Below are 21,950 nucleotides of genomic sequence, written 5' to 3'. Positions count from 1 at the left end.
TGGATGGATGCCCGACATGGATGTGCAACTGCTCTTGCTCTACCTCTCCCCTGTCTTTGTGGCCTTTATCGGCTGGGAGATGCTCTATCTGCGACGCCATGGCGCCGCTTTTCCCACCGCGACCTACCAGTGGCGGGATCTCCTCGCCAACGCCACCCTGGCGCTGATGCACCAGGGGAGCGACGCCCTGGCAGCCATCGCCATCGCTTACCTGTATGACGCCCTGTGGGGATGGCGGCTGCTGAACATCGAGCTCAACGCCTGGAGCCTCTTGCTGCTGTTTTTGCTGCAGGATCTCTGCTACTGGCTGTTCCACTTCGCCAGCCACCATGTGCGCTGGTTGTGGGCCTCCCACGTGGTGCACCACAGCTCGGAGCGGCTCAACCTCTCCACCGCCTTTCGCCAGAGCCTGATGTATCCGGTCTCCGGCATGTGGCTATTCTGGATCCCCATGATCCTCATCGGCTTTCCGCCCGAAGCCGTGGTCGCCACCGTACTCTTGAGCCTGGGTTTTCAGTTCTTCGTCCACACCCAGGTGGTGGGCAAACTCGGCCGCCTTGAGTGGGTCTTCAATACGCCCTCCCACCACAGGGTGCACCACGCCAGCAACGCCAAATACATAGACCGCAACTTCGCCGGTGTGCTCATCATCTGGGACAGGCTGTTTGGCACCTTCGTCGAGGAAGACCCCGCCGAGCCGTGTCGCTTTGGCATCACCAAGCCCATCCACAGTTTCAACCCGCTCACCCTCACCTTTCACGAGTGGCGCGACATGCTGCGGGACGCCCGTGTCCTGCCCTGGCGCGTCAGACTCAAGGTGCTGTTTGGCAAGCCGGCGGGGCCGGCCTCTTCCGACCGTTGACGACAAAAAACAAGGCCACCCTAAGGTGGCCTTGTTGCAACATGACGTTCGGACGACTCAACGCCCTGCCAGTATCCGCTTGGTCTGCTTGACCCAGTCGGAGACCCTTCCCTGCTGGGGCAACCCTTGCCAGATCTGCTCCCACTGGGCAGGACTGAGAGGGCGACCCAGGCGACGCTGCACCCCGGCGTAGAGGTAGTCGTGGGCCGTGGTGCGGGCCTGGGCCGAGGTGAGGAACTTGGAAACCGGATCGGTCAGACGCACGTCCCGCATGCCAAGCAGCGGGTAGTCGTTGTGCACCGCCGCCAGCATGGTCTCGCGCATGGCCGACTCGATATAGCCGCGGGCAAACAGGGCGGTCACCGACTCCAGAGAGCCCTGATCCGGGCCGTGATACTCCTCATCAAAGATGGGGCTCGGCTCGGCCATGGCGCTTTGCACCACGGCATCGGGATCCGGCTGCGGCACCACCACGGCAGCCTTGGAGGCGGCGGGCCTGGTGGCTACAGCTGCCTTTTGCGGCGCGCTCTGGCTACAGGCACCCAGTGTCAGGGCGAGCGCCACACAGGCCAGCGCACGGGAATGAGACTGCATCTTCATAACTCCTTGTGTCGATCCTTTTACGATTCCTGTGCGGGCTTCTCGGCTGCCGCCACTGGATCCAGCCGGGTGACCAGCAGCTGGTCAATCTTGTAGCTGTCGATGTCCACCACTTCGAACTTGTAACCGGCATATTTGACCGAGTCGGTCCGTTTGGGGATCTTGCGCAGCATGTACATGATGAAACCGGCGATGGTCTCGTAGTTCTGGTTTTCCGGAAACTCTTCGATATCGAAGGCGCGCATCACGTCGGAGATGGGGGTGACCCCGTCCACCAGCCAGGAGTTCTCGTCGCGCTGGACGATCTGCTCCTCCACCACGTGGGTCGCCCACTCACCCATGACGGTGCTCATCAGATCGTTCATGGTGACGATCCCCACCACCAGGGCATACTCGTTCATCACCACGGCGAAGTCACCACGATGGTTCTTGAAGTACTCCATCGCCTCGTAGAGGTTCAGGGTGTCGGGCAGAATGATGACACTCTGCACCAGGGAGCCGCTGTTGAGATCGATGTTCTGGCCACCGATGACGCGGATCAGCAGCTCCTTGGAATCGACGAAGCCCTTGACGCTGTCGAGGTTGTGGTCACACACCAGGAACTTGTTGTGGGGATGCTCGGCGATCTTGGCCTTGATGCTCTCCTCCCCCTCTTGCAGGGTGAAGTAGATAAGGCTCTCGCGCGCGGTCATGGCGGAGGTCACGCACAGGGACTGCAGCTCAAACACGTTCTCGATGAGCTGGTGCTCCTCGCGCTGGATGACGCCGGCCTCGGCGCCTGCATCCATCACCGCATAGATGTCGTCAGAGGTGATCTCGTCACGGCGCACCGTCGAGATGCGCAGCATGCGGAACAGGGTATTGGCCAGCCCGTTGAACACCCATACCAGTGGCAACAGCACGGCGACGAAGAACATCATGGGGCGCACCACCACCACGGCGATCCGCTCGGGCATGGTCATGGCCAAACGCTTGGGCATCAGGTCGGCCAGCAGGATGAACATGCCGGTGACGAACACGAAGGAGATGCCCGAGCTGATCTCGCCAAGCCAGGGGCCCTGATAGAAGCCGGAGACGATCTCCTTGATGGCGGGGTTGAGTGAGGATTCCCCCAAAATACCGCCCAGAATGGCGACGGTATTGAGACCAATCTGCACCACGGTGAAAAAGTTGCCCGGCTGGGCCTGCAGTGCCAGCACCTTTTCGGCCTGGCGATTGCCTTCGTCCGCCATCACCTGCAACTTGATCTTGCGGGACGCGGCGAGAGAGATCTCTGAAAGGGAGAAGAACACGCTGCCGGCGACCAGCAGCATCAGAAAGAACAAACTATCGGCAAAACTCATGATTAACCTATTGCAACAGCCGCCTTAGCACAAGACGGCAAACTGGGCCCGGGAGGCCGGACCGTGAGTCCATCCGGGACTCACAAGGGGGCTATTCTATCAGAAAACGACCAGCGATGCGCTTTATCTTACTCTGTCCTTCGATGCAATAAAAAAAGGCGCTTTCGCGCCTTTTTATTCATATCGGGTCAGCTTTTCCCCAAAAGAGTGCCCAGATCGTCCGTCTTGGTGTGACGCACGTCCTTGCCCTTGACGTAATAGACGATGTATTCGCAGATGTGCTGGCAGCGATCGCCCACCCGCTCGATGGCCCGCGCCGCCCACAGCACGTTCAGCACCTGGGGAATGGTGCGGGGATCTTCCATCATGTAGGTCATCAGTTCACGAATGATGGACTCGTACTCCCGATCCACCTTGTCATCTTCCTTGTAAACCGCCAGCGCCGCATCCAGATCCATGCGGGCGAAGGCGTCGAGCACGTCGTGCAACATCTTGATGGTACGACGGCCCATATTTTCAAGCGACACCAGCGGCGGCTGGGGCTTGTTGGCGTTGTCGGTCAGCATGCGGGCGATCTTGTCCGCCACATCGCCAATACGCTCCAGATCCGTGATGGTCTTGATGATGGCCATCACCAGACGCAGGTCGGAGGCGGTGGGCTGACGCTTGGCGATGATGCGGGTGCACTCCTCGTCGATGGCCACTTCCATCGCGTTCACCTTGTGGTCGTTGGCGACGATCTTGCGCGCCGCTTCCAGATCCTGATCGTGGATGGCCGCGATGGCGTCGGTGAGCTGCTGCTCCACCATGCCGCCCATCACCAGCACCTGGTTGCGCACTCCCTCCAGCTCGGCATTGAACTGACCGGAGATATGTTTGTTGAGGTTCATATTGTCCATACAAATAATCCTTGTTGCTCCGATTATGCCCTAGCCGTTGAACTGACCGGTAATCTGTTTGTTAATGCTCATCTTGCTCATCCTCATGGCACCGGTCAGGCCTTAGCCGTAACGGCCGGTGATGTAGTCTTCGGTCTTCTTCTTGGCCGGGGTGGTGAAGATGGTGTTGGTGTCCGAGTACTCGATGAGCTCGCCCATGTACATAAAGGCGGTCTGATCCGACACCCGCGCCGCCTGCTGCATGTTGTGGGTGACGATCACCACGGTGAACTGGCTCTTGAGCTCGTTGATCAGCTCCTCGATGGTGAGGGTGGAGATGGGGTCGAGCGCCGAGGTGGGTTCATCGAGCAGCAGTACTTCCGGCTCAATCGCGATGGCCCGGGCAATCACCAGACGCTGCTGCTGACCACCGGAGAGGCCGAACGCGTTGTCATGCAGACGATCCTTCACCTCCTCCCACAGGGCCGCGCCGCGCAGGGAACGCTCGGCCGCGTCATCCAGGGTACGCCGATCGTTGATGCCCTGCAGGCGCAGGCCGTAGACCACGTTTTCGTAGATGGACTTGGGGAAGGGGTTCGGACGCTGGAACACCATGCCTACCTGACGGCGCAGGGCGGAGACATCGACATTCTTGTCGTAAATGTTGTGGCCGTGCAGCAGGATCTCGCCATCGATGCGGCAACTTTCGACCAGATCGTTCATCCGGTTGATGCAGCGCAGCAGGGTGGACTTGCCACAGCCGGACGGGCCGATGAAGGCGGTGACCTGGCCTTTGGGGATCTTCATGTTGACGTTGAACAGCGCCTGCTTGCTGCCGTAGTACAGGTTGAGATCCTTCACTTCCAGCGCTGTCTGGGCCGGGCTCAGGTTGAGCAGATCCAGCGTGGTGTGCTGGCTCGACGGTGTCGTTACGTTGATCATCTGTTACCTCAAAAACGCTCTGGGGTGGCTGGCATCCATTGTGCCAGCGACCGGGATCCTCGGGTGGCGGCCATGGCCTCTTTTGTCAGAGTGCCATCGGCCGCCTGGTCTGTTCTGGGTGGCCGGATTAATGTTCCAGCGACCGGAATTTCTCACGCAGGTGGTTGCGAATGCCTGTGATGTCCGTCAGGTTCATCATCAATGCTCCAAAGAACGGAACTTCTCCCGCAAGTGGTTGCGAATACCGATGGCCGTCAGGTTGAGGCCGACGATCACCGTCACCAGCAGGAACGAGGTGGCATACACCAGCGGTCGCGCCGCCTCGACGTTGGGACTCTGGAAGCCGACGTCGTAGATGTGGAAGCCCAGGTGCATGAACTTGCGCTCCACGTGCAGGTACGGGAAGTTGCCATCCATCGGCAGGGTCGGCGCCAGTTTCACCACCCCCACCAGCATCAGGGGGGCCACTTCACCGGCCGCACGGGCAATCGCCAGGATGAGGCCGGTCATGATGGCCGGGCTCGCCATCGGCAGCACGATGCGCCACAGAGTCTCGGCCTGGGTGGCCCCCAGCGCCAGGGAACCCTGGCGAATGGTGCTCGGGATCCGGGCCAGCCCCTCTTCAGTGGAGACGATCACCACCGGCAGGGTCAGGATGGCCAGGGTCAGTGCCGACCAGATGACGCCGGGAGAGCCGAAGGTCGGGCTCGGCAGCGCTTCCGGATAGAAGAGCGCATCGATGGAGCCGCCCAGGGTGTAGACGAAGAAGCCCAGACCAAACACGCCGTAAACGATGGAAGGCACGCCCGCCAGGTTGATCACCGCGATGCGGATGATCTTGGTCAGACTGTTCTTGCCCGCGTACTCATGCAGGTAGACCGCCGCCACCACGCCGAGCGGGGTCACGATGATCGCCATCAGGAACACCATGAAGACGGTGCCGAAGATGGCCGGGAAGACGCCGCCCTCGGTGTTCGCCTCACGGGGATCGTCGGAGATGAACTTGCCGATTTGATGGAACCAGTAACCGGTCTTGGCGAGCAGACTCATGTCGTTGGGCCACACCACGTCCAGCACCTTGGACATGGGCATGGTCACCAGCTCGCCACGCATGTCCTTGACCGTGATGCTGTCTCTGTCCGCCTGGGCACGCAGGGAGAATAGCTCCTTCTCCAGTACCTGATAGCGATCGTTCAGCGCCTGGCGCTCGCTCGCCAGCTGGGCCTTGAGCTCGTCGGTCAGCTGATCATCCAGCTCGGCCTTGCGCTCTTTGAGGCGCAGCCGCTCCAGCTGATAGTTGATGCTGCCGATGTCCCCTTTTTGCAGGTCATTGGCCTGTTCAGAAAGCCCGTTGGCACGTGCCAGCACGCGCTGCAGGGCCGGGTGCAGATCCGCAGTCAGCTCGCGGCCATCCTCCTTCACCCCGACGATGTAGCCGTAAAAGTTGCCGTTGGTGGCGCGCTCCACCATGGCGAGCTCGGCAGGTTGGGTCTGGGACTTGATGTCGGTCTCCAGCACCCAGCGAAAATCGAGGTCGACGAACTCGCGGTTGCCGGTCTTGACCAGATAGCGGGTCAGCAGCTCGCGCTCTTCTCCTTCCAGCGGCAGGCCGGCGGCCCGCAGCCGCTCCACCGGCACCAGCTCGCGATCGTTGATCTCGCCGATCAGCACGCTCTTGTTGCCATTGGCATCGATCAGCTGCCACTCATAGATGGGGTGAGGCCAGAAGTAGACCAGACCGCGCCAGCCGATGAGCAGCAACAGACCCAGTACCGCGACCAGACTCAGGCTGACGGCACCGCCGGTCATCCAGATCCAGGGGGCCCCTGATTTAAACCACTTACCCATTGTCATTCCTTGGTCCTTACAGAGAGCTGTATTTTTCACGCAACCGCTGACGGATGAACTCGGCCAGGGTGTTGAACAAGAAGGTGAACACGAACAGGACGAAGGCCGCGAGGAACAGCACCCGATAGTGGGAGCTGCCCACTTCCGACTCCGGCATCTCCACCGCGATGTTGGCGGCCAGGGTACGCAGCCCCTGGAACATGGAGAAGTCCATGATGGGGGTATTGCCGGTAGCCATCAGCACTATCATGGTCTCGCCCACGGCGCGGCCAAGGCCCATCATCACCGCCGAGAAGATGCCCGGGCTCGCGGTGAGGATCACCACTCGACTCAGGGTCTGCCACGGCGTGGCACCGAGGGCCAGGGAGCCCTGGGTCAGGTGCTTGGGCACCGAGAAGACGGCGTCTTCGGCGATGGAGAAGATGGTGGGGATAACCGCAAAACCCATGGCAATACCGACCACCAGGGAGTTGCGCTGATCAAACTTGATACCCATGTCATGGGTCAGCCAGATCCGGGAATCGCCGTGCATGAAGGCGTTCTCGATGAGCGGGCTCACCGCGAAGGCCCCCCAGCCGATGAAAAGCAGCACAGGGATCAGCAGGATGGCGTGCCACCCCTCCGGCAACCAGGACTTGCCGCGCTCCGGCAGATAGTTCCATACCAGCGCGGTGAGCAGCATCCCCATAGGTAGCAGGATGAGCAGCAGTACCACGCCGGGCAGGGCCCCTTCTATGATGGGCGCTAGCCAGAGACCCGCCAGGAAGCCCAGGATAACGGTCGGCAGCGCCGCCATGATCTCGACCGTCGGCTTGACGTATTTGCGCAGCCCCGCCGACATGAAGTAGGCGGTGTAGATGGCGCCGGCAACGCCGAGCGGCACCGCAAACACCATGGCATAGAAGGAGGCCTTGAGGGTACCGAACACCAGCGGCACCAGGCTCAGCTTGGCTTCGAAGTCGTTGCTGGCGGAGGTGGACTGCCACACATACTGCGGCTCGGGGTAGCCTTCATACCACACCTGTTGCCACAGGGCGGACCAGGTTACCTCGGGGTGATCGTTCTCGACGGCAAACAGCTTGAGAGTCTCGCCCTGCTGCATCAGCAACAGATTGTGACGCGGCGAAATGGCCAGGGCAGAGAGCTCGCCCCCTTCCACCTTCTCGCTCAACAGCTTGCTCTCACCGGTAGCGTGGAAGAAATTGATGTCGCCCTTCTTGTCGGCACTGATGAAGCCCTTGCGAAAATGTTCCGGCGTCAGCAGGTCGACGGCGCCGTCACTCTTGAAATCACGGATCTGGGTGAATTCACGTTTGCCATCTTTGGCCACTTCGAACCACTGGGAGATGACGCCGTTGTCGTTGCCCACCAGCAGGGAAGATGCGCCGGAGAGCAGATCAATTCGGGTCACATTGGCATTGGGGGCATTGACCTCCATGACATCACGCAGGGAGATCTCGCTCAGGTTGTGGATGTCATAGACGGAGAGACGGTTGCCCTCGCGCACGAACAGGATGCGCAGGTTGGGAGTCAGCAACATCTGATCCACATGGCGCGGCAGGGAGGGAATGCTGTAGTTCTGGGTGGTCCACTCCACCTCGCCGGAGAGGAAGTTCTCCTCCCCGCTCATCACCATCAGCACGCCGCGGCCATCTTCTGTCACGGCGGCAGCTGCCATCTTGTCCTTGGTGGCCTCGAACACCATGCGCGAGAGCGCTTTGCCCTCGGGATCGATCACCATGGGTTCCTTGCCAAACGGATATTGCAGGCTGGGCTCGATGACGCGCACGTCCTTGGGATAGGAGACCTTGAAGTAGGGCTGCACCACCTGGGCCTTACCATCGGCAAAGCCATAGGCGATGAACTTCTGGCCCGGCGCCGGTGCGGCCACGGTCGTGACCTCTCCAGCGACCCGATCCTGGCCCAGTATCTGGCCAACCTTGACCTCTCCTTCAGCCTGGAGGGCGAAGAAGTCGACCTGCCCCTTGTCGCTGAAGCGGTAACCTATCTCGTTCTGCTCTTCGACGCCGAGCCAGGCGGTCTTGCCCTCTACGGGCAGCGAAAATGAGGCGGTCGGCTCCATGGAAGCGCCATTGAAGATGGGCTTCACCACGTAGAGCAGATAGAAGAAAATAAGCAGCAGGGCCACCAGTACCAGGGCTCCCCCCGTGGTGACCCCGTATTTGGCCAACTTATCCTTGATACGGCGCTTTCTGCTGCCCGCCATACCTAAGTTTATCGATTCCGATGACATGCAAGACCTCAATGTGAGCTAGGCTTGCCGGCATTATATGGCGGTTGCATGACAGTTTTGTTACATGGAAACCGCTTTTGCAGCGGCAGTATGAGGGGATTTTACAGCATCGAAGATGGGTAAGATTTTGCCCACGTTGGCAAGGCTAACAGGCTGTTTGAAAAGGCATAATTGACAAGCGTCGCGTGGGAGGCTGGAGGCAACCTCCCTCTGCGGGTCAGCTGGATGAGCCGGCGGATTGTTGCAATGCCTGCTTGGCGGCTTTCTTCTCGGCGCGGCGGCGCTTGAAAAAGGCTGACAGTTGGGCCGAGCAGGCCTCTGCCAGCACCCCCCCCGCCAATTCCACCCTGTGGTTATGACGCGGGTCCTGCAGGATCTCGAACACAGAGCCAGCCGCTCCCGTCTTCAGATCCCGCGCTCCGTACACCACCCGCTTGACCCGGCTATGAATGAGGGCGCCGGCGCACATGCAGCAAGGCTCCAGGGTCACATAGAGGGTGGTATCCAGCAGGCGGTAGTTCTCAAGACGCTGTCCGGCGGCGCGGATGGCCATCACTTCGGCATGAGCGCAGGCATCGTGCTCGCTGATGGAGCGGTTCCAGCCCTCCCCGACCACCTCATTACCCAGCACCAGCACGGCCCCGACCGGGATCTCGCCGATCCCTTCGGCTCTGACCGCCAATGCCATGGCATGACGCATCCAGTGTTCGTCCTGCTCTGCCTGTGCCAGCTCTGCCTGTGTTTGCACTGCGGCGATTGCTGATGATTCCACCCATGCCTCTCTTGATTGATAGCTATATCTCTGCCCCGGCTCGCGATACCTTTCAAAGTAGACGCCCATGACGGGGCGGCGATTATGCCAAATCCGGCCGCAAGGCCCAAGTTGCATCTTGGTTGCACAAGAAAGAAGCAGTCGGCATCTCTATGATAAAAAAGGAGTTGCACCCATAGCGCCAGAACATTAGACTTCCTCCCCGTCAGCTCAGACTGACCTTGTCGGCGTGTAGCGCAGCCAGGTAGCGCACTGTCATGGGGTGTCAGGGGTCGGAGGTTCAAATCCTCTCACGCCGACCATCATTCCCCGAAATAGCCCAGTCAAACGACTGGGCTATTTTTTTGTCCGCATTTTCTATCGACTGCCATCCCGACTTCGCAGGAACAAAAAATATACAGAACCGCTTGAATCTTTCATGTGAACTCATTAATATGCGCGACTTTCCGCCGGTAGCGAGACAAGGAGGTGGAAAATCGGTGAAGGGATCACACACCGGCTTGCGTTCAACCAAGGACCAAGCATGAAACAGACCACAGAGACCAGCCCCACCATCGCGCTTTTTACCGTCCCCCAAGACACCACCTGCCCCGCTGCACATGAAGATGTGCAGGTCATTCAACTGGACGTGATCGATCTGGCAGAGCCGGAAGAGGAGTACTAATCCCTTCCGGGGACATCGCCATGCACTTCACGACAGGCCTTTATGGCCTTTTTTTCCCCGATTTGAGAGCGTGCACACAAAAAACGACAAATCACTGCATCGGCAGACAATCGCAGGATTATCCACCAATATGTCACCCCCCTGCTCTCCTGACATTTTCCTCATCACCTGATACAAACCTACGTTATTGCCCTTCACTTTCCACCAGGATGGCAACCTGCGCCATTCATACCCATTAATGGTCATTTGGTTTAAAACAGACGTTCATTGGCAATAGCCAGAAAGGCCTGAGGCTGCATAGAGGCTTTCAAACTAAATTAATACAACTGTTTTTCAAAAGCTTGGAGTAAGGTCGGGATTTGTTTTTGCATTTGTAATTTTATTACGTAATAAATTACATGGCATGCCTGTTTTCACCAGACCGAATTACCCATCACCCCGCGATGAAAAGCAGAAGCATAACCATCTGCGTAGAGCTTTTACACCAACCACATAAATCATTAAAAAACATAAAGTTAATCATCACCCAAAAACGGGCGTTTAAAAAAAGTTGTTGACGGAATCGGCAATATTTCGCACCGTATGAAACGTGTTATCCCGTTGTTACGGGAAGATTACAGGAACAGGGATCGACTTTAGTCGTAGTTAATAAGTTCAAAATGTAATTCTCAAAGGAGTGAATCTTATGTCGGCACCAGCCCAGACCCACTGCAGCGCACGCCTTCGCATCCAGGGCGCCATGCTTCCCGATTACGCGCAAATCCTGACGCCGGACGCAGTGGCCCTGGTATCCGAACTGGTGGAACGTTTTGCCCCCCAGCGGGACGAATTGCTGAAACAACGTGTGGCCCGTCAGGCTCGCATCGATGGCGGTGAGCTGCCGGACTTCCTGCCGGAGACAGCCCACATCCGCGAGGGTAACTGGACCATTCGTGGTATCCCTGCCGACCTGCAGGATCGCCGCGTGGAGATCACCGGCCCGGTCGAGCGCAAGATGGTGATCAACGCCCTCAACGCCAACGTCAAGGTCTTCATGGCTGACTTCGAAGACTCCCTGGCGCCGGCTTGGAACAAGGTGATCGAGGGTCAAATCAACCTGCGCGATGCGGTGAACGGCACCATTGCCTATACCAGCCCCGAGGGCAAGGCCTATACCCTCAATGCCGATCCGGCCGTGCTCATCTGCCGGGTGCGCGGTCTGCACCTGTCGGAAAAACATGTCACCTTCGATGGAGCTCCCATCCCTGGTGGCCTGTTCGACTTCGCCCTCTATTTCCTGCACAACTATCAGGCGCTGCTGGCTAAAGGCTCCGGCCCCTATTTCTACGTGCCCAAGCTGCAGAGCCACCTCGAAGGGCGCTGGTGGAGCGAGGTGTTCGCCTGGACCGAAGACAAGTTCGGCCTGCCCCGCGGCACCATCAAGGCCACCGTGCTGATCGAGACCCTGCCGGCGGTGTTCGAGATGGACGAACTGCTCTATCAGATGAAGGATCACATCGTCGCCCTCAACTGCGGCCGCTGGGACTACATCTTCAGCTACATCAAGACCCTGAAGAATCACCCGGATCGCGTCCTGCCGGATCGCCAGGTAGTGACCATGGACAAGCCGTTCCTCTCCGCCTACTCGCGTCTGCTGATCAAGACCTGTCACAAGCGCGGCGCTCTCGCCATGGGCGGCATGGCGGCCTTTATTCCGGCCAAGGATCCGGCGGTCAACGAACAAGTCTTTGCCAAGGTGCATGCCGACAAGCAGCGTGAAGCCGATAACGGCCACGACGGCACCTGGGTCGCCCACCCGGGGCTGGCCGACACCGCTATGGCGGTGTTCAACGCCGCCATCCCGGCCGGTGCACAGAACCAGATCGGCGTGCTGCGTGAAGAGGATGCCCCCATTACTGCCGCCGACCTGCTGGCCCCCTGCGAGGGCGAGCGCACCGAAGCTGGCATGCGCACCAACATCCGGGTTGCCCTGCAGTATCTGGAGGCCTGGATCAACGGTAACGGCTGCGTACCCATCTACGGCCTGATGGAAGATGCCGCCACCGCCGAGATCTCCCGCACCTCCATCTGGCAATGGATCCGCCACGGCAAGAGCCTCTCCAACGGCCAGGTGGTGACCAAGGATCTGTTCCGCCAGATGCTGGCCGAAGAGCAGGAGGTGGTCAAACGCGAAGTGGGTGAGGCCCGCTGGCAGGCTGGTCGCTTTGCCGAGGCAAGCGAGCTGATGGAGCAGATCACCTGCGCCGATACCCTGATCGATTTTCTGACGCTGCCCGGTTACGAGCGGCTCTGAATCACGGGCCCCGGAGGGGGCTCGCCAATAACAAGTCAATGGAAACGTGAAATCAATGAAAGAGGGAACTGATATGGCACTGACCCGTGAGCAACAGATCCAGGCTATCGAGAAAGACTGGGCCCAAAACCCCCGCTGGAAAGGGATCAAGCGCGGCTACAGCGCCGAGGACGTGGTGAACCTGCGCGGCAGCTTGCAGCCGCAGCACACCCTGGCCCAACGCGGCGCCGACAAACTGTGGGAACTGATCCACGGCGAGGCCAAAAAAGGTTACGTGAATTGCCTCGGCGCCCTGACCGGCGGCCAGGCGGTGCAGCAGGCCAAAGCCGGCATCGAGGCCATCTACCTCTCCGGCTGGCAGGTCGCAGCGGACAACAACCTCTCCTCCACCATGTATCCGGATCAGTCCCTCTATCCGGCCAACTCGGTGCCGTCGGTGGTGGAGCGCATCAACAACTCCTTCGCCCGTGCCGACCAGATCCAGTGGGCCAACAAGGTAGGGCCGCAGGATGAGGGCTTCATCGACTACTTCCTGCCCATAGTGGCAGATGCCGAAGCCGGTTTTGGTGGCGTGCTGAACGCCTTCGAACTGATGAAGGGAATGATCGAGGCAGGTGCCGCCGGCGTACACTTTGAAGATCAGCTGGCTTCCGTGAAAAAATGCGGCCACATGGGCGGCAAGGTGCTGGTCCCGACCCAAGAAGCAGTGCAGAAACTGGTGGCAGCTCGTCTGGCAGCCGACGTCTGTGGCACCACCACCCTGGTGATCGCCCGTACCGACGCCAACGCGGCGGATCTCCTGACCACGGATGCAGATCCTTACGATGCCGACTTCCTGACCGGCGAGCGCACCGCCGAAGGCTTCTACAAGGTACGTGCCGGCATCGATCAGGCGATTGCCCGTGGTCTGGCTTACGCCCCCTACGCCGACATGGTGTGGTGTGAAACCGCCAAGCCGGATCTGGACGAGGCACGCAAGTTTGCCGAAGCGATCAAGGCCAAGTTCCCGGATCGCATCCTGGCCTACAACTGCTCCCCGAGCTTCAACTGGAAGAAGAACCTGGACGATGCCACCATCGCCCGCTTCCAGCAGGAGCTGTCCGACATGGGTTACAAGTACCAGTTCATCACCCTGGCGGGCATCCACAACATGTGGTTCCACATGTACGAGCTGGCCTACCAGTACGCCCGTGGCGAAGGGATGAAGCACTATGTCGAGATGGTGCAACAGCCCGAGTTTGCCGCCGCCGAGCGTGGCTACACCTTCGTGGCGCACCAGCAGGAAGTGGGTACCGGTTACTTTGACAAGGTGACCACCGTCATCCAGGGTGGCCAATCCTCGGTGACCGCTTTAACGGGTTCCACCGAAGAAGACCAGTTCCACTAAGGTGATGGCTAGAGTGGAGCCGACAAGGTGACCCTTTCAGCCAATTATCCAGGGTGGCCAGTCCTCGGTCACCGCGTTGACCGGCTCCACCGAAGAGGATCAGTTCCACTGATCATCTGACGGCAGCAATCAAAAACCCCGGCCTGATGCCGGGGTTTCTTTTTGTCCGCTTGCCAGCTCACACCAAAGAGAGTCGCCAGATGTGACAGGGGGATCAGAGCTCGAGGATCTCTTTGACGAAGGGGATGGTGAGCTTTCGCTTGGCGCGAAATGAGGCGTTGTCGAGCTGATTGAGGGTAGTAAGCAGGGTGCGCATGTCGCGGGAGAGGCGGTTTAGCAGGAAACGACCCACGTCGATGGGCAGTTTGAAGCCCCGCAGCTCGGCACGCAGCTGCAGGGCACTGAGCTTGCCTTCATCATCCAGCTCATCGAGATGGAAACTCACCCCCCAGTCGAGGCGGGAGGCGAGATCCGGTAGTTGCAGCCCCAGTTTGCGCGGCGCACTGCAGCCGGTCACAATGAGGGTTCCCTCGCCCTTCTCCTTCCAACGATTGTAAAAATCGAACAGGGCGCGCTCCCACAGGGCATTGCCGGCGATGGCTTCCAGGCTGTCGAGACAGACCAGCGGCAGGCTCTCGAGGGCATCCAGCATGCTGGGATCCAGCTGTTCAAACTGATCGAGGGAGAGATAGGCTGCGGCTGCGTCGCGGGCGTTGACCTCGGCACAGGTCGCATGGAGCAGGTGGGATCGCCCCGACCCCTTGGCTCCCCAGAAATAGAGGAAAGGAGCCCCCTGACCAATAGCCGCATTTTTCAGGGCGGTGATCAGATGAGCATTGTTGCCGGGATAAAAACTGACGAAGGTTTCATCGTCCGGTAGTTGTACGGCTAAAGACAGTTGGGCCGGTTGCTTCACTCGTTAGGCTTTGACTGTGACATTTGCTACCAAGTGTATCATCGCCGGGCCGGATAGAGAACCGCCCGGACAAGCCGGGCGGTATACAAAAGCCTTATAAAATCAGGGCTGCGACCATTGGTAACGCAATGCGCTGCCATTATCGTCAACCCGATGCAGGCGGCTCTCGAGCTGAAGCATGCGGGCCAACTCGGCCTGATCACCCTGCAAGGTGAAATTGAAGGTGACCTGGTCCCCTTCCAGTTTGCCAATCTCCACCTTGCTCACGTTGGCCATCCCCTGCAGCATCTTCTGCACGGCGATCATGCTGTCCACGTCGGATAGCCCACTCACCACCAGACTCTGGCTGGAGGCCGGCCCCGAGATGCGAGCACCATAGTTTTTCACCAACCAGCCTGCCAGGGTATCGGCAAAGCCCTGTGCCACCTCGGCCTGGGAGCCAGCACCATTGCCCCGGGTCAGCTCGGCCACCTCACCACCGGCCTTGGGTCCGTAGAGACCCCAGTCGATGTTCCACTTCTCCCCTTCCGGCGTCAGCTTGCCCAACACCACCATCTCGGCGCCATAGCGCTGACTCGCCTTGAGGATGGGATCGGCGAAACGGCCCCACACATCGGTCGCACTGACTGCCATGTTGTCGTCCAGATCCATCAGCGGAATGCTGACTGGCAGCCCCAGTGTCTGGGCCTGTTCACGCAGGGCCCTGGCCCAACCATCGGCGGATTGATCCGCAAGCAGGCGGCGCTCCCCCTGATCCACTACCAGCCAGATCGCCACCTGGGGGCGAACCGGGCCCAGCAGGGCATACTGGCTGTCGGCCACCAGCCGGTTGACCTTGTCGCTCTTGAATTCGGCCTTCAGATACTTGACCGAATCCAGATCCTGATAGCCGTAGCTCTTTACATAGTCGCCGGGAGCCGCCAACGCCTTGGCTACCGCTGGCTGGCTGAGGATGTCCCGCTTGCCGGTCACCTTGACCAGAACTTCTCCCAACGCCTGGGACTGGGCCGCCGTCATATCGCCGCTGGTGGGCGCCTTGCCCTGATAGAGATCGGTCACCTGGGCGGCAGAGGCCATGAAGGAGAGACCGCAACAAAGAGCGGTGATTGCGCGTTTGAACATGAATATCATCTCGAACTGGGAGCCTGTGGCTATGGTAGCGGCAAGGCGCGCCATGCAGCAAGGCTGCCAGAAACAACAGAGCCGGCAGAACGCCGGCTCGGAATGCCGCTCACCCGAACAGGGGCGGCTGATTGCATCGGCTTACTTGGTGCCGAAGATCTTGTCACCGGCATCGCCTAGGCCCGGGACGATATAGCCCTTCTCGTTCAGCCCCTTGTCGATGGAGGCACAGAACAGCTCCACGTCCGGGTGAGCGGCTTCCAGCGCCTTGATCCCTTCCGGGGCGGCAACCAGCACCAGCACCTTGATGGAGTGGCAGCCTTTCTTTTTCAGCAGGTCGATGGTGGCGATCATGGAGCCGCCGGTGGCCAGCATGGGGTCGATAACCAGGGCCAGACGCTCGTCGATGTTGCTGACGATCTTCTCGAAGTAAGGCACCGGCTGCAGGGTCTCTTCATCGCGGTAGATGCCGACCACGCTGACGCGAGCGCTCGGCATGTGCTCCAGCACGCCGTCCATCATGCCCAGACCGGCACGCAGGATGGGCACGACGGTGACCTTCTTGCCCTTGATCTGGTCAACTTCTACTGGCCCATTCCAGCCATCGATGGTAACCTTCTCCGTTTCGAAGTCAGAGGTCGCTTCGTAGGTCAACAAACTGCCCACTTCTTTGGCCAGTTCACGGAAACGCTTGGTGCTGATATCGCCTTCACGCATCAGACCGATCTTGTGTTTGACCAGGGGATGTTTGACTTCAACGACTTTCATTATTATCTCCTCTAACTGCCGCAAAAAAATCGCGGAATCATACAACAAAAGCCGCCGCTTGTAGAGTTTTTCCGCGCAAAAATGCGCAAACGATTTCCTTTCTGGTTTTTCCCCCGCACTGCTAGAATACGCCCCGAATTTTACCCTCCACTTCTTCACATGACGGGGAATACTCGTGACAGACAAAACCTCACTGAGCTACAAGGATGCTGGCGTGGATATCGATGCCGGCAATGCACTGGTTGAACGTATCAAGGGCGTGTCCAAACGCACTCGTCGTCCTGAAGTCCTTGGTGGTCTTGGCGGCTTTGGGGCCTTGTGTCAAATCCCTGCGGGCTACAAGGAGCCGGTGCTGGTCTCCGGCACTGATGGGGTGGGCACCAAGCTGCGCCTGGCCATCGATCTGAAAAAACACGACACCGTGGGCATCGATCTGGTGGCCATGTGCGTCAACGATCTCATCGTGCAGGGTGCCGAGCCCCTCTTCTTCCTCGACTACTATGCCACCGGCAAGCTGGATGTGGACACTGCCGCCGCCGTGGTCACCGGCATCGGTGAAGGTTGCGAGCAGTCCGGCTGCGCCCTGGTGGGCGGCGAAACCGCCGAGATGCCGGGCATGTATGAGGGTGATGACTACGACATCGCCGGTTTCTGCGTCGGTGTAGTGGAAAAGAGCGAGATCATCGACGGCAGCAAGGTCGGCGAAGGGGATGCCCTGATTGCCCTGGCCGCCAGCGGCCCCCACTCCAACGGTTTCTCCCTCATTCGCAAAATCCTGGAGGTCTCCCAGGCCGACGTGCATCAACCGCTGGGTGACACCACCCTGGCCAATGCCCTGCTGGAGCCGACCCGTATCTACGTGAAACCGGTGCTCAAGCTCATCAAGGAGTGCGAGATCCACGCTCTGTCCCACATCACCGGCGGCGGCTTCTGGGAAAACATCCCGCGCGTGCTGCCCGCCAACACCAAGGCGGTGATCGACGAGCAGAGCTGGCAGTGGCCGGCGGTGTTCAGCTGGCTGCAAGAGGCCGGCAACGTGACCCGTCACGAGATGTATCGCACCTTCAACTGCGGCGTCGGCATGATCATCGCCCTGCCGGCAGATCAGCTTGAAAAAGCGCTGACCCTGCTCAAGGCCGAAGGCGAGAACGCCTGGCACATCGGCCATATCGCCAAGGCGGCCGATGGCGAGGAGCAGGTCATCATCCAATGATGCGGATCCTGGTCCTTATCTCCGGCAGCGGCAGCAACCTGCAGGCGATCCTCGACAGTTGCGCCGACGGCAAGATTGCCGGGGAAGTGGTTGGCGTCATCAGCAACAAGGCCGATGCATATGGCCTGGTGCGCGCCAGGGAAGCCGGTGTGGCCACCAGCATCCTCGCCCAGCAGCAGTTTGCCAGTCGGGAGGAGTATGACGCCGCCCTGCTGGCGCTGATGAACGACTATCAGCCCGACCTGGTGGTGCTGGCCGGCTTTATGCGGATCCTGAGTGCCGACCTGGTGCGGCACTTTGCCGGGCGGATAGTCAACATCCACCCCTCCCTGCTGCCCAAGTATCAGGGGCTGCACACCCACCAGCGCGCCATCGACGCCGGTGACGACGAACACGGCGCCAGCGTCCACTTCGTCACCGAAGAACTCGATGGCGGCCCGGTGATCCTGCAGGCCCGCGTTCCCATCTTTGAGGGGGATGAAGCTGATGAAGTGGCAGCAAGGGTACAGGCCCAGGAGCACAGCATCTACCCGCTGGTGGTGCAGTGGTTCTGTCAGGGCAGGTTGCGGATGCAGGAGGGCGCCGCCTTTCTGGATAGCGCACAGCTCGGCCCGGCGGGACATGCCTGCGAGTAACAACTAACCACAGCATGCACAATGTCACAAGGGAGGCTTCGGCCTCCCTTGTCATTTCTATCGACCACCACACTTGCTGCAGTCAGGTCCGATTACCCCGCGACGCGGCTAATCGAACCTAGACCGGATTGTCGATATCGATAAAGGTCACATCCAGCCCGTGCACCGTGGCCAGCCACTCCCCCAGCGCCTTGACGCCGTAACGCTCGGTGGCGTGATGACCGGCGGCGTAGAAGTGCATCCCCATTTCACGGGCGGTATGGATGGTCTGCTCGGACGCCTCACCGGAGATGAAGGCATCAATGCCCTGCTCCGCCGCCAGATTGATGTAGCTCTGGCCGCCGCCGGTGCACCAGGCCACGGAGCGAATAAGCTCGGGGCCGCTGTCACCGCAATGGAGTGGCTCCCGGCCAAGGCGCTCGGCGATGAGCCTGGCAAAATCGGCTCCGCTCATGGGCTCTTCCAGCTTGCCCACCATGGCAACGCTCTTGCTGTTCCAGGGCTCCAGCCCGCGGCGCACCTTGATGCCCAGCAACTGGGCCAGCTGGGCGTTGTTGCCCACCTCGGGATGCACGTCCAGCGGCAGATGGTAGGCGAACAGGTTGATGTCGTGGGTCAGCAGGGTCTTGATGCGGCGCTGTTTCATGCCGGTGATCTGGGCCGGTTCGCCGCTCCAGAAGTAGCCGTGATGGACCAGGATGGCATCGGCGTTGGCGGCCACTGCCGCATCGAGCAGGGCCTGGCTGGCGGTGACGCCGGTCACCACCTTGCGAATGCGCTCACGCCCCTCCACCTGCAGGCCATTGGGACAGTAGTCCTTGATGGCGTGCGGTTCGAGCAGATGATTGAGTACGGTTTCGAGTTTTCGATGAGAGATCATAAGGGTCCCTTATTAAGGCTCGAGCCCCTGTTTTACCAATAAAAACAGGGCCCAGGCTCAAAGCGCCAAGGGCCCCATGATAATCGAGCCGGGCCGGCAAGACCATGACAGCCCCTACATTCAGGCAGGTAGGTCGATCCCCGCCTCCCGCATCTGCGCCAGCTTGTAGCGCAGGGTACGCGGGCTGATGCCGAGCCGGTCGGCCACCTCCTTGCGACTGCCGTTGCAGTCCTGCAGGGTGTCGAGAATGATCTGGTGCTCCTGCTGTTTGAGCTCGCTGCCGAGGCGATCCCCGCCATAACTGCGATCGGGCATGGCGCCCATCTCCTGCTCGTCCACCTCTTCCAGGATGAGATGCCCCTCGCCGATGACGCCGTCCGGGCTCAGGATGAGAGCACGCTGCACCACGTTGTCGAGCTCGCGCACATTGCCGGGCCAGGGGTGAGCCAGCAGACACTCGCATGCGTCGGCCTCCAGCTGTGGTGTTGGCAAGCCCTGCTGGCTGGCATGCAGGGCCAGCAGGTGTTCCGCCAGCGGCAGTATGTCGCCGGGGCGCTCGCACAGGGACAACCAGCGCAGCGGGAAGACGTTGAGCCGGTAGTAAAGGTCTTCACGGAACAGGCCATCCTGCACCGCTTTTTTCAGATCCCGGTTGCTGGTGGCGATGACCCGCACATCGAGGGGGATCATCTTGCGACTGCCGAGCCGCTCCACCTCTTTCTCCTGCAGTACCCGCAGCAGCTTGGCCTGCAGCCCAAGATCCATCTCGGTGATCTCGTCAAGAAGCAGAGTCCCTCCCTGAGCCTGCTCGAACTTGCCCGGGCACCCCTGCACCGCGCCGGTGAAGGCCCCCTTCTCGTAGCCGAACAGGGTCGCCTCCAGCATGTTTTCCGGAATGGCGGCGCAGTTGATGGCGATGAAGGGCTGCTCGGCGCGGCTGGAGTTGTCGTGAATGTAGCGGGCCAACACCTCCTTGCCGGTGCCGCTCGGACCGGTCACCATCACGGTCGCCTCGCTTCTGGCAACCCGGGTCGCCAGCTGGAACAACTCGGCGGTCTTGGGATCCCCGTACACCACGGCGCGTTTTTCCACCTTCTGGGCCGGCACGTAACGGCTGACCTGATTGAGCAGCACCTCGGGGGAAAAGGGCTTAGCCAGGTAGTCGATGGCCCCCTCGCGCATGGCGCGCACCGCGCCGTCGATGTTGGCGTAGGCGGTCATCAGGAGCACCGGCAACTGCGGATATTGCTGGCGAATGGTGGCCAGCAGGGTCAGGCCATCCATGCCCCCCATCTGGATATCGGAGATCACCATGTCAAAGTTCTGGCGCGAGAGGGCAAGCAGGGCCCGCTCGCCGCTGTCCACCTCGCGGCACTCGTAGCCACCGAGCAGCAGGGTATCCACCAGCGCCTCGCGCAGGCCATTGTCATCTTCCACTACCAGGATCCTGGCCTGTGTCATGCTACACCTCCAAGCTGCACCGACTGCTGATGCAGGGGGAACGACAGAGTAAAACAGGTGCCTTCACCAGGCACGGAGGCCACGCTGACCTCCCCCTGGTGGGCACGTACGACGGATTGCACCACCGCCAACCCCAGGCCTGTGCCCTGGGAGCGGGTGGTAAAGAAAGGTTCGAACACCTGGCCGAGCTGATGACTCGGGATCCCCTTGCCATTGTCGATGACGCGCATCTCCACCCGGGTGCCACTGCGCACCGCACTCACCAGGAGCGAATCGGCCCCCGCCTGCTGGGCGTTGGCGATCAGGTTGTTGATGGCTCCCGACAGCGCGTTGCTGTTGGCCAGCAGGCAGAGATCGGGCTCCGGCGCCTGTATGTGCAGCTCGCATCCTTGCTGCAGGCAGAAGGCCTCGGCCCCCGCCTGCACCTCGGCCATCAACCCCTGCACCGAGATGGGGGTGACCACCTGATTGTCGCCGTTGCGGGCAAACAGCAGGATGTCGTTGATCTGCTTTTCCAGATCCTTGAGCCTGTCCATCAGCTTTTGCTGAAACTGGCTGCGGGATTCGGGCTTGAGGGTACGGTTGGCCAGGTTGGCGCCATAGAGCATGGCGGCAGAGAGTGGCGTGCGGATCTGGTGGGCCAGTGAGGCCGCCATGTTGCCAAGGGCCGACAACCGCTTCATGTGGTTGACGCGATCCTGCAGCTTGCGGGTCTCGGTGAGATCGTTGATGAACACCAGCTGGCCGGGCTGATCCGGCAGGGGCTGGGTCGAGAGCTGGACCCGGCGACCATCACGCAGGGAGATCTCGTGGCCGTCATCTTCCCGGGGCTCGAAGCAGCGGGCAATGACCTGACGCCAGAGCTCCCCTTCCAGCGGCTCCCCCAGCAGGGAGAGCGCGGCCGGATTGGCCCGGGTGATCACCCCGGCGCCATCGAGCAGCAACACCCCGGTGGGGAGTGCCGTGAAGATAGCGTAGAGCTGGCTCACTTCGTGGGACTGGAGTGGCATGTCCTGCTGCAAGATTGTCATAAAGCTGACCTCAAACTGGCAATTTGGTCAGCTCATTCAATTTTCATGCCACTAAATTAAATCAATTAAAACAAAGGATTA

19 protein-coding genes and 1 tRNA gene are annotated in these 21,950 nt (G+C 60.2%); 7 read left to right on the top strand and 13 right to left on the bottom strand.

What is annotated here, in order from left to right:
• Positions 1–16: 16 nt before the first annotated feature.
• Positions 17–862: a sterol desaturase family protein gene (locus MRK42_RS07575; protein ID WP_338612081.1), complete on the top strand. Its 846-nt coding sequence runs from the start codon at positions 17–19 to the stop codon at positions 860–862.
• Positions 863–919: 57 nt separating this feature from the next.
• On the opposite strand, the gene MRK42_RS07570 is transcribed toward MRK42_RS07575, so the two are convergent.
• The 7 genes from MRK42_RS07570 to tadA form a co-directional block, all read right to left on the bottom strand.
• On the bottom strand, positions 920–1,462 hold the full coding sequence (locus tag MRK42_RS07570) for a hypothetical protein (RefSeq protein WP_042071954.1): 543 nt from the start codon (positions 1,460–1,462) through the stop codon (positions 920–922).
• A 20-nt stretch (positions 1,463–1,482) separates the two neighbouring features.
• A complete protein-coding gene (locus MRK42_RS07565; RefSeq protein WP_042071956.1) occupies positions 1,483–2,805 on the bottom strand; it encodes a hemolysin family protein in 1,323 nt (440 codons plus the stop codon).
• A 188-nt stretch (positions 2,806–2,993) separates the two neighbouring features.
• Positions 2,994–3,704: a phosphate signaling complex protein PhoU gene (gene phoU, locus MRK42_RS07560; RefSeq protein ID WP_042025462.1), complete on the bottom strand. Its 711-nt coding sequence runs from the start codon at positions 3,702–3,704 to the stop codon at positions 2,994–2,996.
• Positions 3,705–3,806: 102 nt separating this feature from the next.
• Positions 3,807–4,625 (bottom strand): phosphate ABC transporter ATP-binding protein PstB, encoded by an 819-nt coding sequence (gene pstB, locus MRK42_RS07555; RefSeq protein ID WP_201940135.1) that lies wholly within the window; start codon positions 4,623–4,625, stop codon positions 3,807–3,809.
• A gap of 198 nt (positions 4,626–4,823) precedes the next feature.
• Positions 4,824–6,473: a phosphate ABC transporter permease PstA gene (gene pstA, locus MRK42_RS07550; RefSeq protein ID WP_042025460.1), complete on the bottom strand. Its 1,650-nt coding sequence runs from the start codon at positions 6,471–6,473 to the stop codon at positions 4,824–4,826.
• Positions 6,474–6,489: 16 nt separating this feature from the next.
• Entirely contained in the window at positions 6,490–8,727 is a 2,238-nt protein-coding gene (locus MRK42_RS07545; protein ID WP_042071961.1) for an ABC transporter permease subunit, read from the bottom strand.
• A 217-nt stretch (positions 8,728–8,944) separates the two neighbouring features.
• Complete coding sequence (gene tadA / locus MRK42_RS07540) at positions 8,945–9,427, bottom strand: tRNA adenosine(34) deaminase TadA (RefSeq protein WP_354689046.1); 483 nt, start codon at positions 9,425–9,427, stop codon at positions 8,945–8,947.
• A 297-nt stretch (positions 9,428–9,724) separates the two neighbouring features.
• Here tadA and MRK42_RS07535 point away from each other — a divergent pair.
• From MRK42_RS07535 to aceA, 4 genes are all read left to right on the top strand, one after another.
• Positions 9,725–9,801: transfer RNA gene (locus MRK42_RS07535), tRNA-Pro, on the top strand.
• A gap of 221 nt (positions 9,802–10,022) precedes the next feature.
• On the top strand, positions 10,023–10,163 hold the full coding sequence (locus MRK42_RS07530; protein ID WP_197064441.1) for a hypothetical protein: 141 nt from the start codon (positions 10,023–10,025) through the stop codon (positions 10,161–10,163).
• Positions 10,164–10,848: 685 nt separating this feature from the next.
• On the top strand, positions 10,849–12,456 hold the full coding sequence (gene aceB, locus MRK42_RS07525; protein ID WP_338612080.1) for a malate synthase A: 1,608 nt from the start codon (positions 10,849–10,851) through the stop codon (positions 12,454–12,456).
• Between the two features lie 73 nt (positions 12,457–12,529).
• Positions 12,530–13,843: an isocitrate lyase gene (gene aceA / locus MRK42_RS07520; RefSeq protein WP_026456134.1), complete on the top strand. Its 1,314-nt coding sequence runs from the start codon at positions 12,530–12,532 to the stop codon at positions 13,841–13,843.
• Between the two features lie 214 nt (positions 13,844–14,057).
• Here the strand turns inward: aceA and hda are convergent, their stop codons facing one another.
• The 3 genes from hda to upp all read right to left on the bottom strand — a co-directional run bounded on the left by hda (position 14,058) and on the right by upp (position 16,649).
• Complete coding sequence (hda, locus tag MRK42_RS07515) at positions 14,058–14,759, bottom strand: DnaA inactivator Hda (RefSeq protein ID WP_026456135.1); 702 nt, start codon at positions 14,757–14,759, stop codon at positions 14,058–14,060.
• A gap of 102 nt (positions 14,760–14,861) precedes the next feature.
• A complete protein-coding gene (locus tag MRK42_RS07510) occupies positions 14,862–15,881 on the bottom strand; it encodes a DUF2066 domain-containing protein (RefSeq protein WP_338612079.1) in 1,020 nt (339 codons plus the stop codon).
• 141 nt (positions 15,882–16,022) lie between these two features.
• The gene (gene upp / locus MRK42_RS07505; RefSeq protein WP_026456137.1) at positions 16,023–16,649 is read right to left on the bottom strand and encodes a uracil phosphoribosyltransferase; all 627 of its coding nucleotides are present in this window, start codon (positions 16,647–16,649) and stop codon (positions 16,023–16,025) included.
• 175 nt (positions 16,650–16,824) lie between these two features.
• On the opposite strand from upp, the gene purM reads away from it, so the two are divergent.
• Both purM and purN read left to right on the top strand, forming a co-directional pair.
• A complete protein-coding gene (gene purM / locus MRK42_RS07500; RefSeq protein WP_061475490.1) occupies positions 16,825–17,862 on the top strand; it encodes a phosphoribosylformylglycinamidine cyclo-ligase in 1,038 nt (345 codons plus the stop codon).
• Positions 17,859–18,497, top strand: a complete 639-nt coding sequence (gene purN, locus MRK42_RS07495) for a phosphoribosylglycinamide formyltransferase (RefSeq protein WP_338612078.1) — start codon at positions 17,859–17,861, stop codon at positions 18,495–18,497. Before purM ends, purN begins: the two co-directional genes overlap by 4 nt.
• A 118-nt stretch (positions 18,498–18,615) precedes the next feature.
• On the opposite strand, the gene MRK42_RS07490 is transcribed toward purN, so the two are convergent.
• From MRK42_RS07490 to MRK42_RS07480, 3 genes are all read right to left on the bottom strand, one after another.
• On the bottom strand, positions 18,616–19,377 hold the full coding sequence (locus tag MRK42_RS07490) for a Nif3-like dinuclear metal center hexameric protein (RefSeq protein WP_354688999.1): 762 nt from the start codon (positions 19,375–19,377) through the stop codon (positions 18,616–18,618).
• A 120-nt stretch (positions 19,378–19,497) separates the two neighbouring features.
• Positions 19,498–20,838 (bottom strand): sigma-54 dependent transcriptional regulator, encoded by a 1,341-nt coding sequence (locus MRK42_RS07485; protein WP_338612077.1) that lies wholly within the window; start codon positions 20,836–20,838, stop codon positions 19,498–19,500.
• A complete protein-coding gene (locus MRK42_RS07480) occupies positions 20,835–21,869 on the bottom strand; it encodes an ATP-binding protein (protein WP_124239155.1) in 1,035 nt (344 codons plus the stop codon). The genes MRK42_RS07485 and MRK42_RS07480 overlap by 4 nt, the downstream gene beginning before the upstream one ends.
• Between the last annotated feature and the right edge of the window lie 81 nt (positions 21,870–21,950).

Origin of the sequence: Aeromonas sp. 19NY04SH05-1 (assembly GCF_040581895.1) — a bacterium.
In the GTDB taxonomy this organism is placed as follows: Bacteria; Pseudomonadota; Gammaproteobacteria; order Enterobacterales; family Aeromonadaceae; genus Aeromonas; species Aeromonas enteropelogenes.
Note: the sequence above shows the minus strand (reverse complement) of the source record. Positions and strands in the feature narration are given on the sequence as shown.

Bases quoted from the DNA above. Each gene is read 5' to 3' on its own strand.
- MRK42_RS07530 (WP_197064441.1), top strand. From the start codon at position 10,023: ATGAAACAGACCACAGAGACCAGCCCCACCATCGCGCTTTTTACCGTC.
- aceB (WP_338612080.1), top strand. From the start codon at position 10,849: ATGTCGGCACCAGCCCAGACCCACTGCAGCGCACGCCTTCGCATCCAG.
- pstA (WP_042025460.1), bottom strand. From the start codon at position 6,473: ATGGGTAAGTGGTTTAAATCAGGGGCCCCCTGGATCTGGATGACCGGC.
- MRK42_RS07490 (WP_354688999.1), bottom strand. From the start codon at position 19,377: ATGATCTCTCATCGAAAACTCGAAACCGTACTCAATCATCTGCTCGAA.
- MRK42_RS07575 (WP_338612081.1), top strand. From the start codon at position 17: ATGGATGTGCAACTGCTCTTGCTCTACCTCTCCCCTGTCTTTGTGGCC.
- MRK42_RS07545 (WP_042071961.1), bottom strand. From the start codon at position 8,727: ATGTCATCGGAATCGATAAACTTAGGTATGGCGGGCAGCAGAAAGCGC.
- upp (WP_026456137.1), bottom strand. From the start codon at position 16,649: ATGAAAGTCGTTGAAGTCAAACATCCCCTGGTCAAACACAAGATCGGT.
- aceA (WP_026456134.1), top strand. From the start codon at position 12,530: ATGGCACTGACCCGTGAGCAACAGATCCAGGCTATCGAGAAAGACTGG.
- MRK42_RS07510 (WP_338612079.1), bottom strand. From the start codon at position 15,881: ATGTTCAAACGCGCAATCACCGCTCTTTGTTGCGGTCTCTCCTTCATG.
- tadA (WP_354689046.1), bottom strand. From the start codon at position 9,427: ATGCGTCATGCCATGGCATTGGCGGTCAGAGCCGAAGGGATCGGCGAG.
- MRK42_RS07480 (WP_124239155.1), bottom strand. From the start codon at position 21,869: ATGACAATCTTGCAGCAGGACATGCCACTCCAGTCCCACGAAGTGAGC.
- pstB (WP_201940135.1), bottom strand. From the start codon at position 4,625: ATGATCAACGTAACGACACCGTCGAGCCAGCACACCACGCTGGATCTG.
- phoU (WP_042025462.1), bottom strand. From the start codon at position 3,704: ATGGACAATATGAACCTCAACAAACATATCTCCGGTCAGTTCAATGCC.
- MRK42_RS07570 (WP_042071954.1), bottom strand. From the start codon at position 1,462: ATGAAGATGCAGTCTCATTCCCGTGCGCTGGCCTGTGTGGCGCTCGCC.
- purN (WP_338612078.1), top strand. From the start codon at position 17,859: ATGATGCGGATCCTGGTCCTTATCTCCGGCAGCGGCAGCAACCTGCAG.
- MRK42_RS07485 (WP_338612077.1), bottom strand. From the start codon at position 20,838: ATGACACAGGCCAGGATCCTGGTAGTGGAAGATGACAATGGCCTGCGC.
- MRK42_RS07565 (WP_042071956.1), bottom strand. From the start codon at position 2,805: ATGAGTTTTGCCGATAGTTTGTTCTTTCTGATGCTGCTGGTCGCCGGC.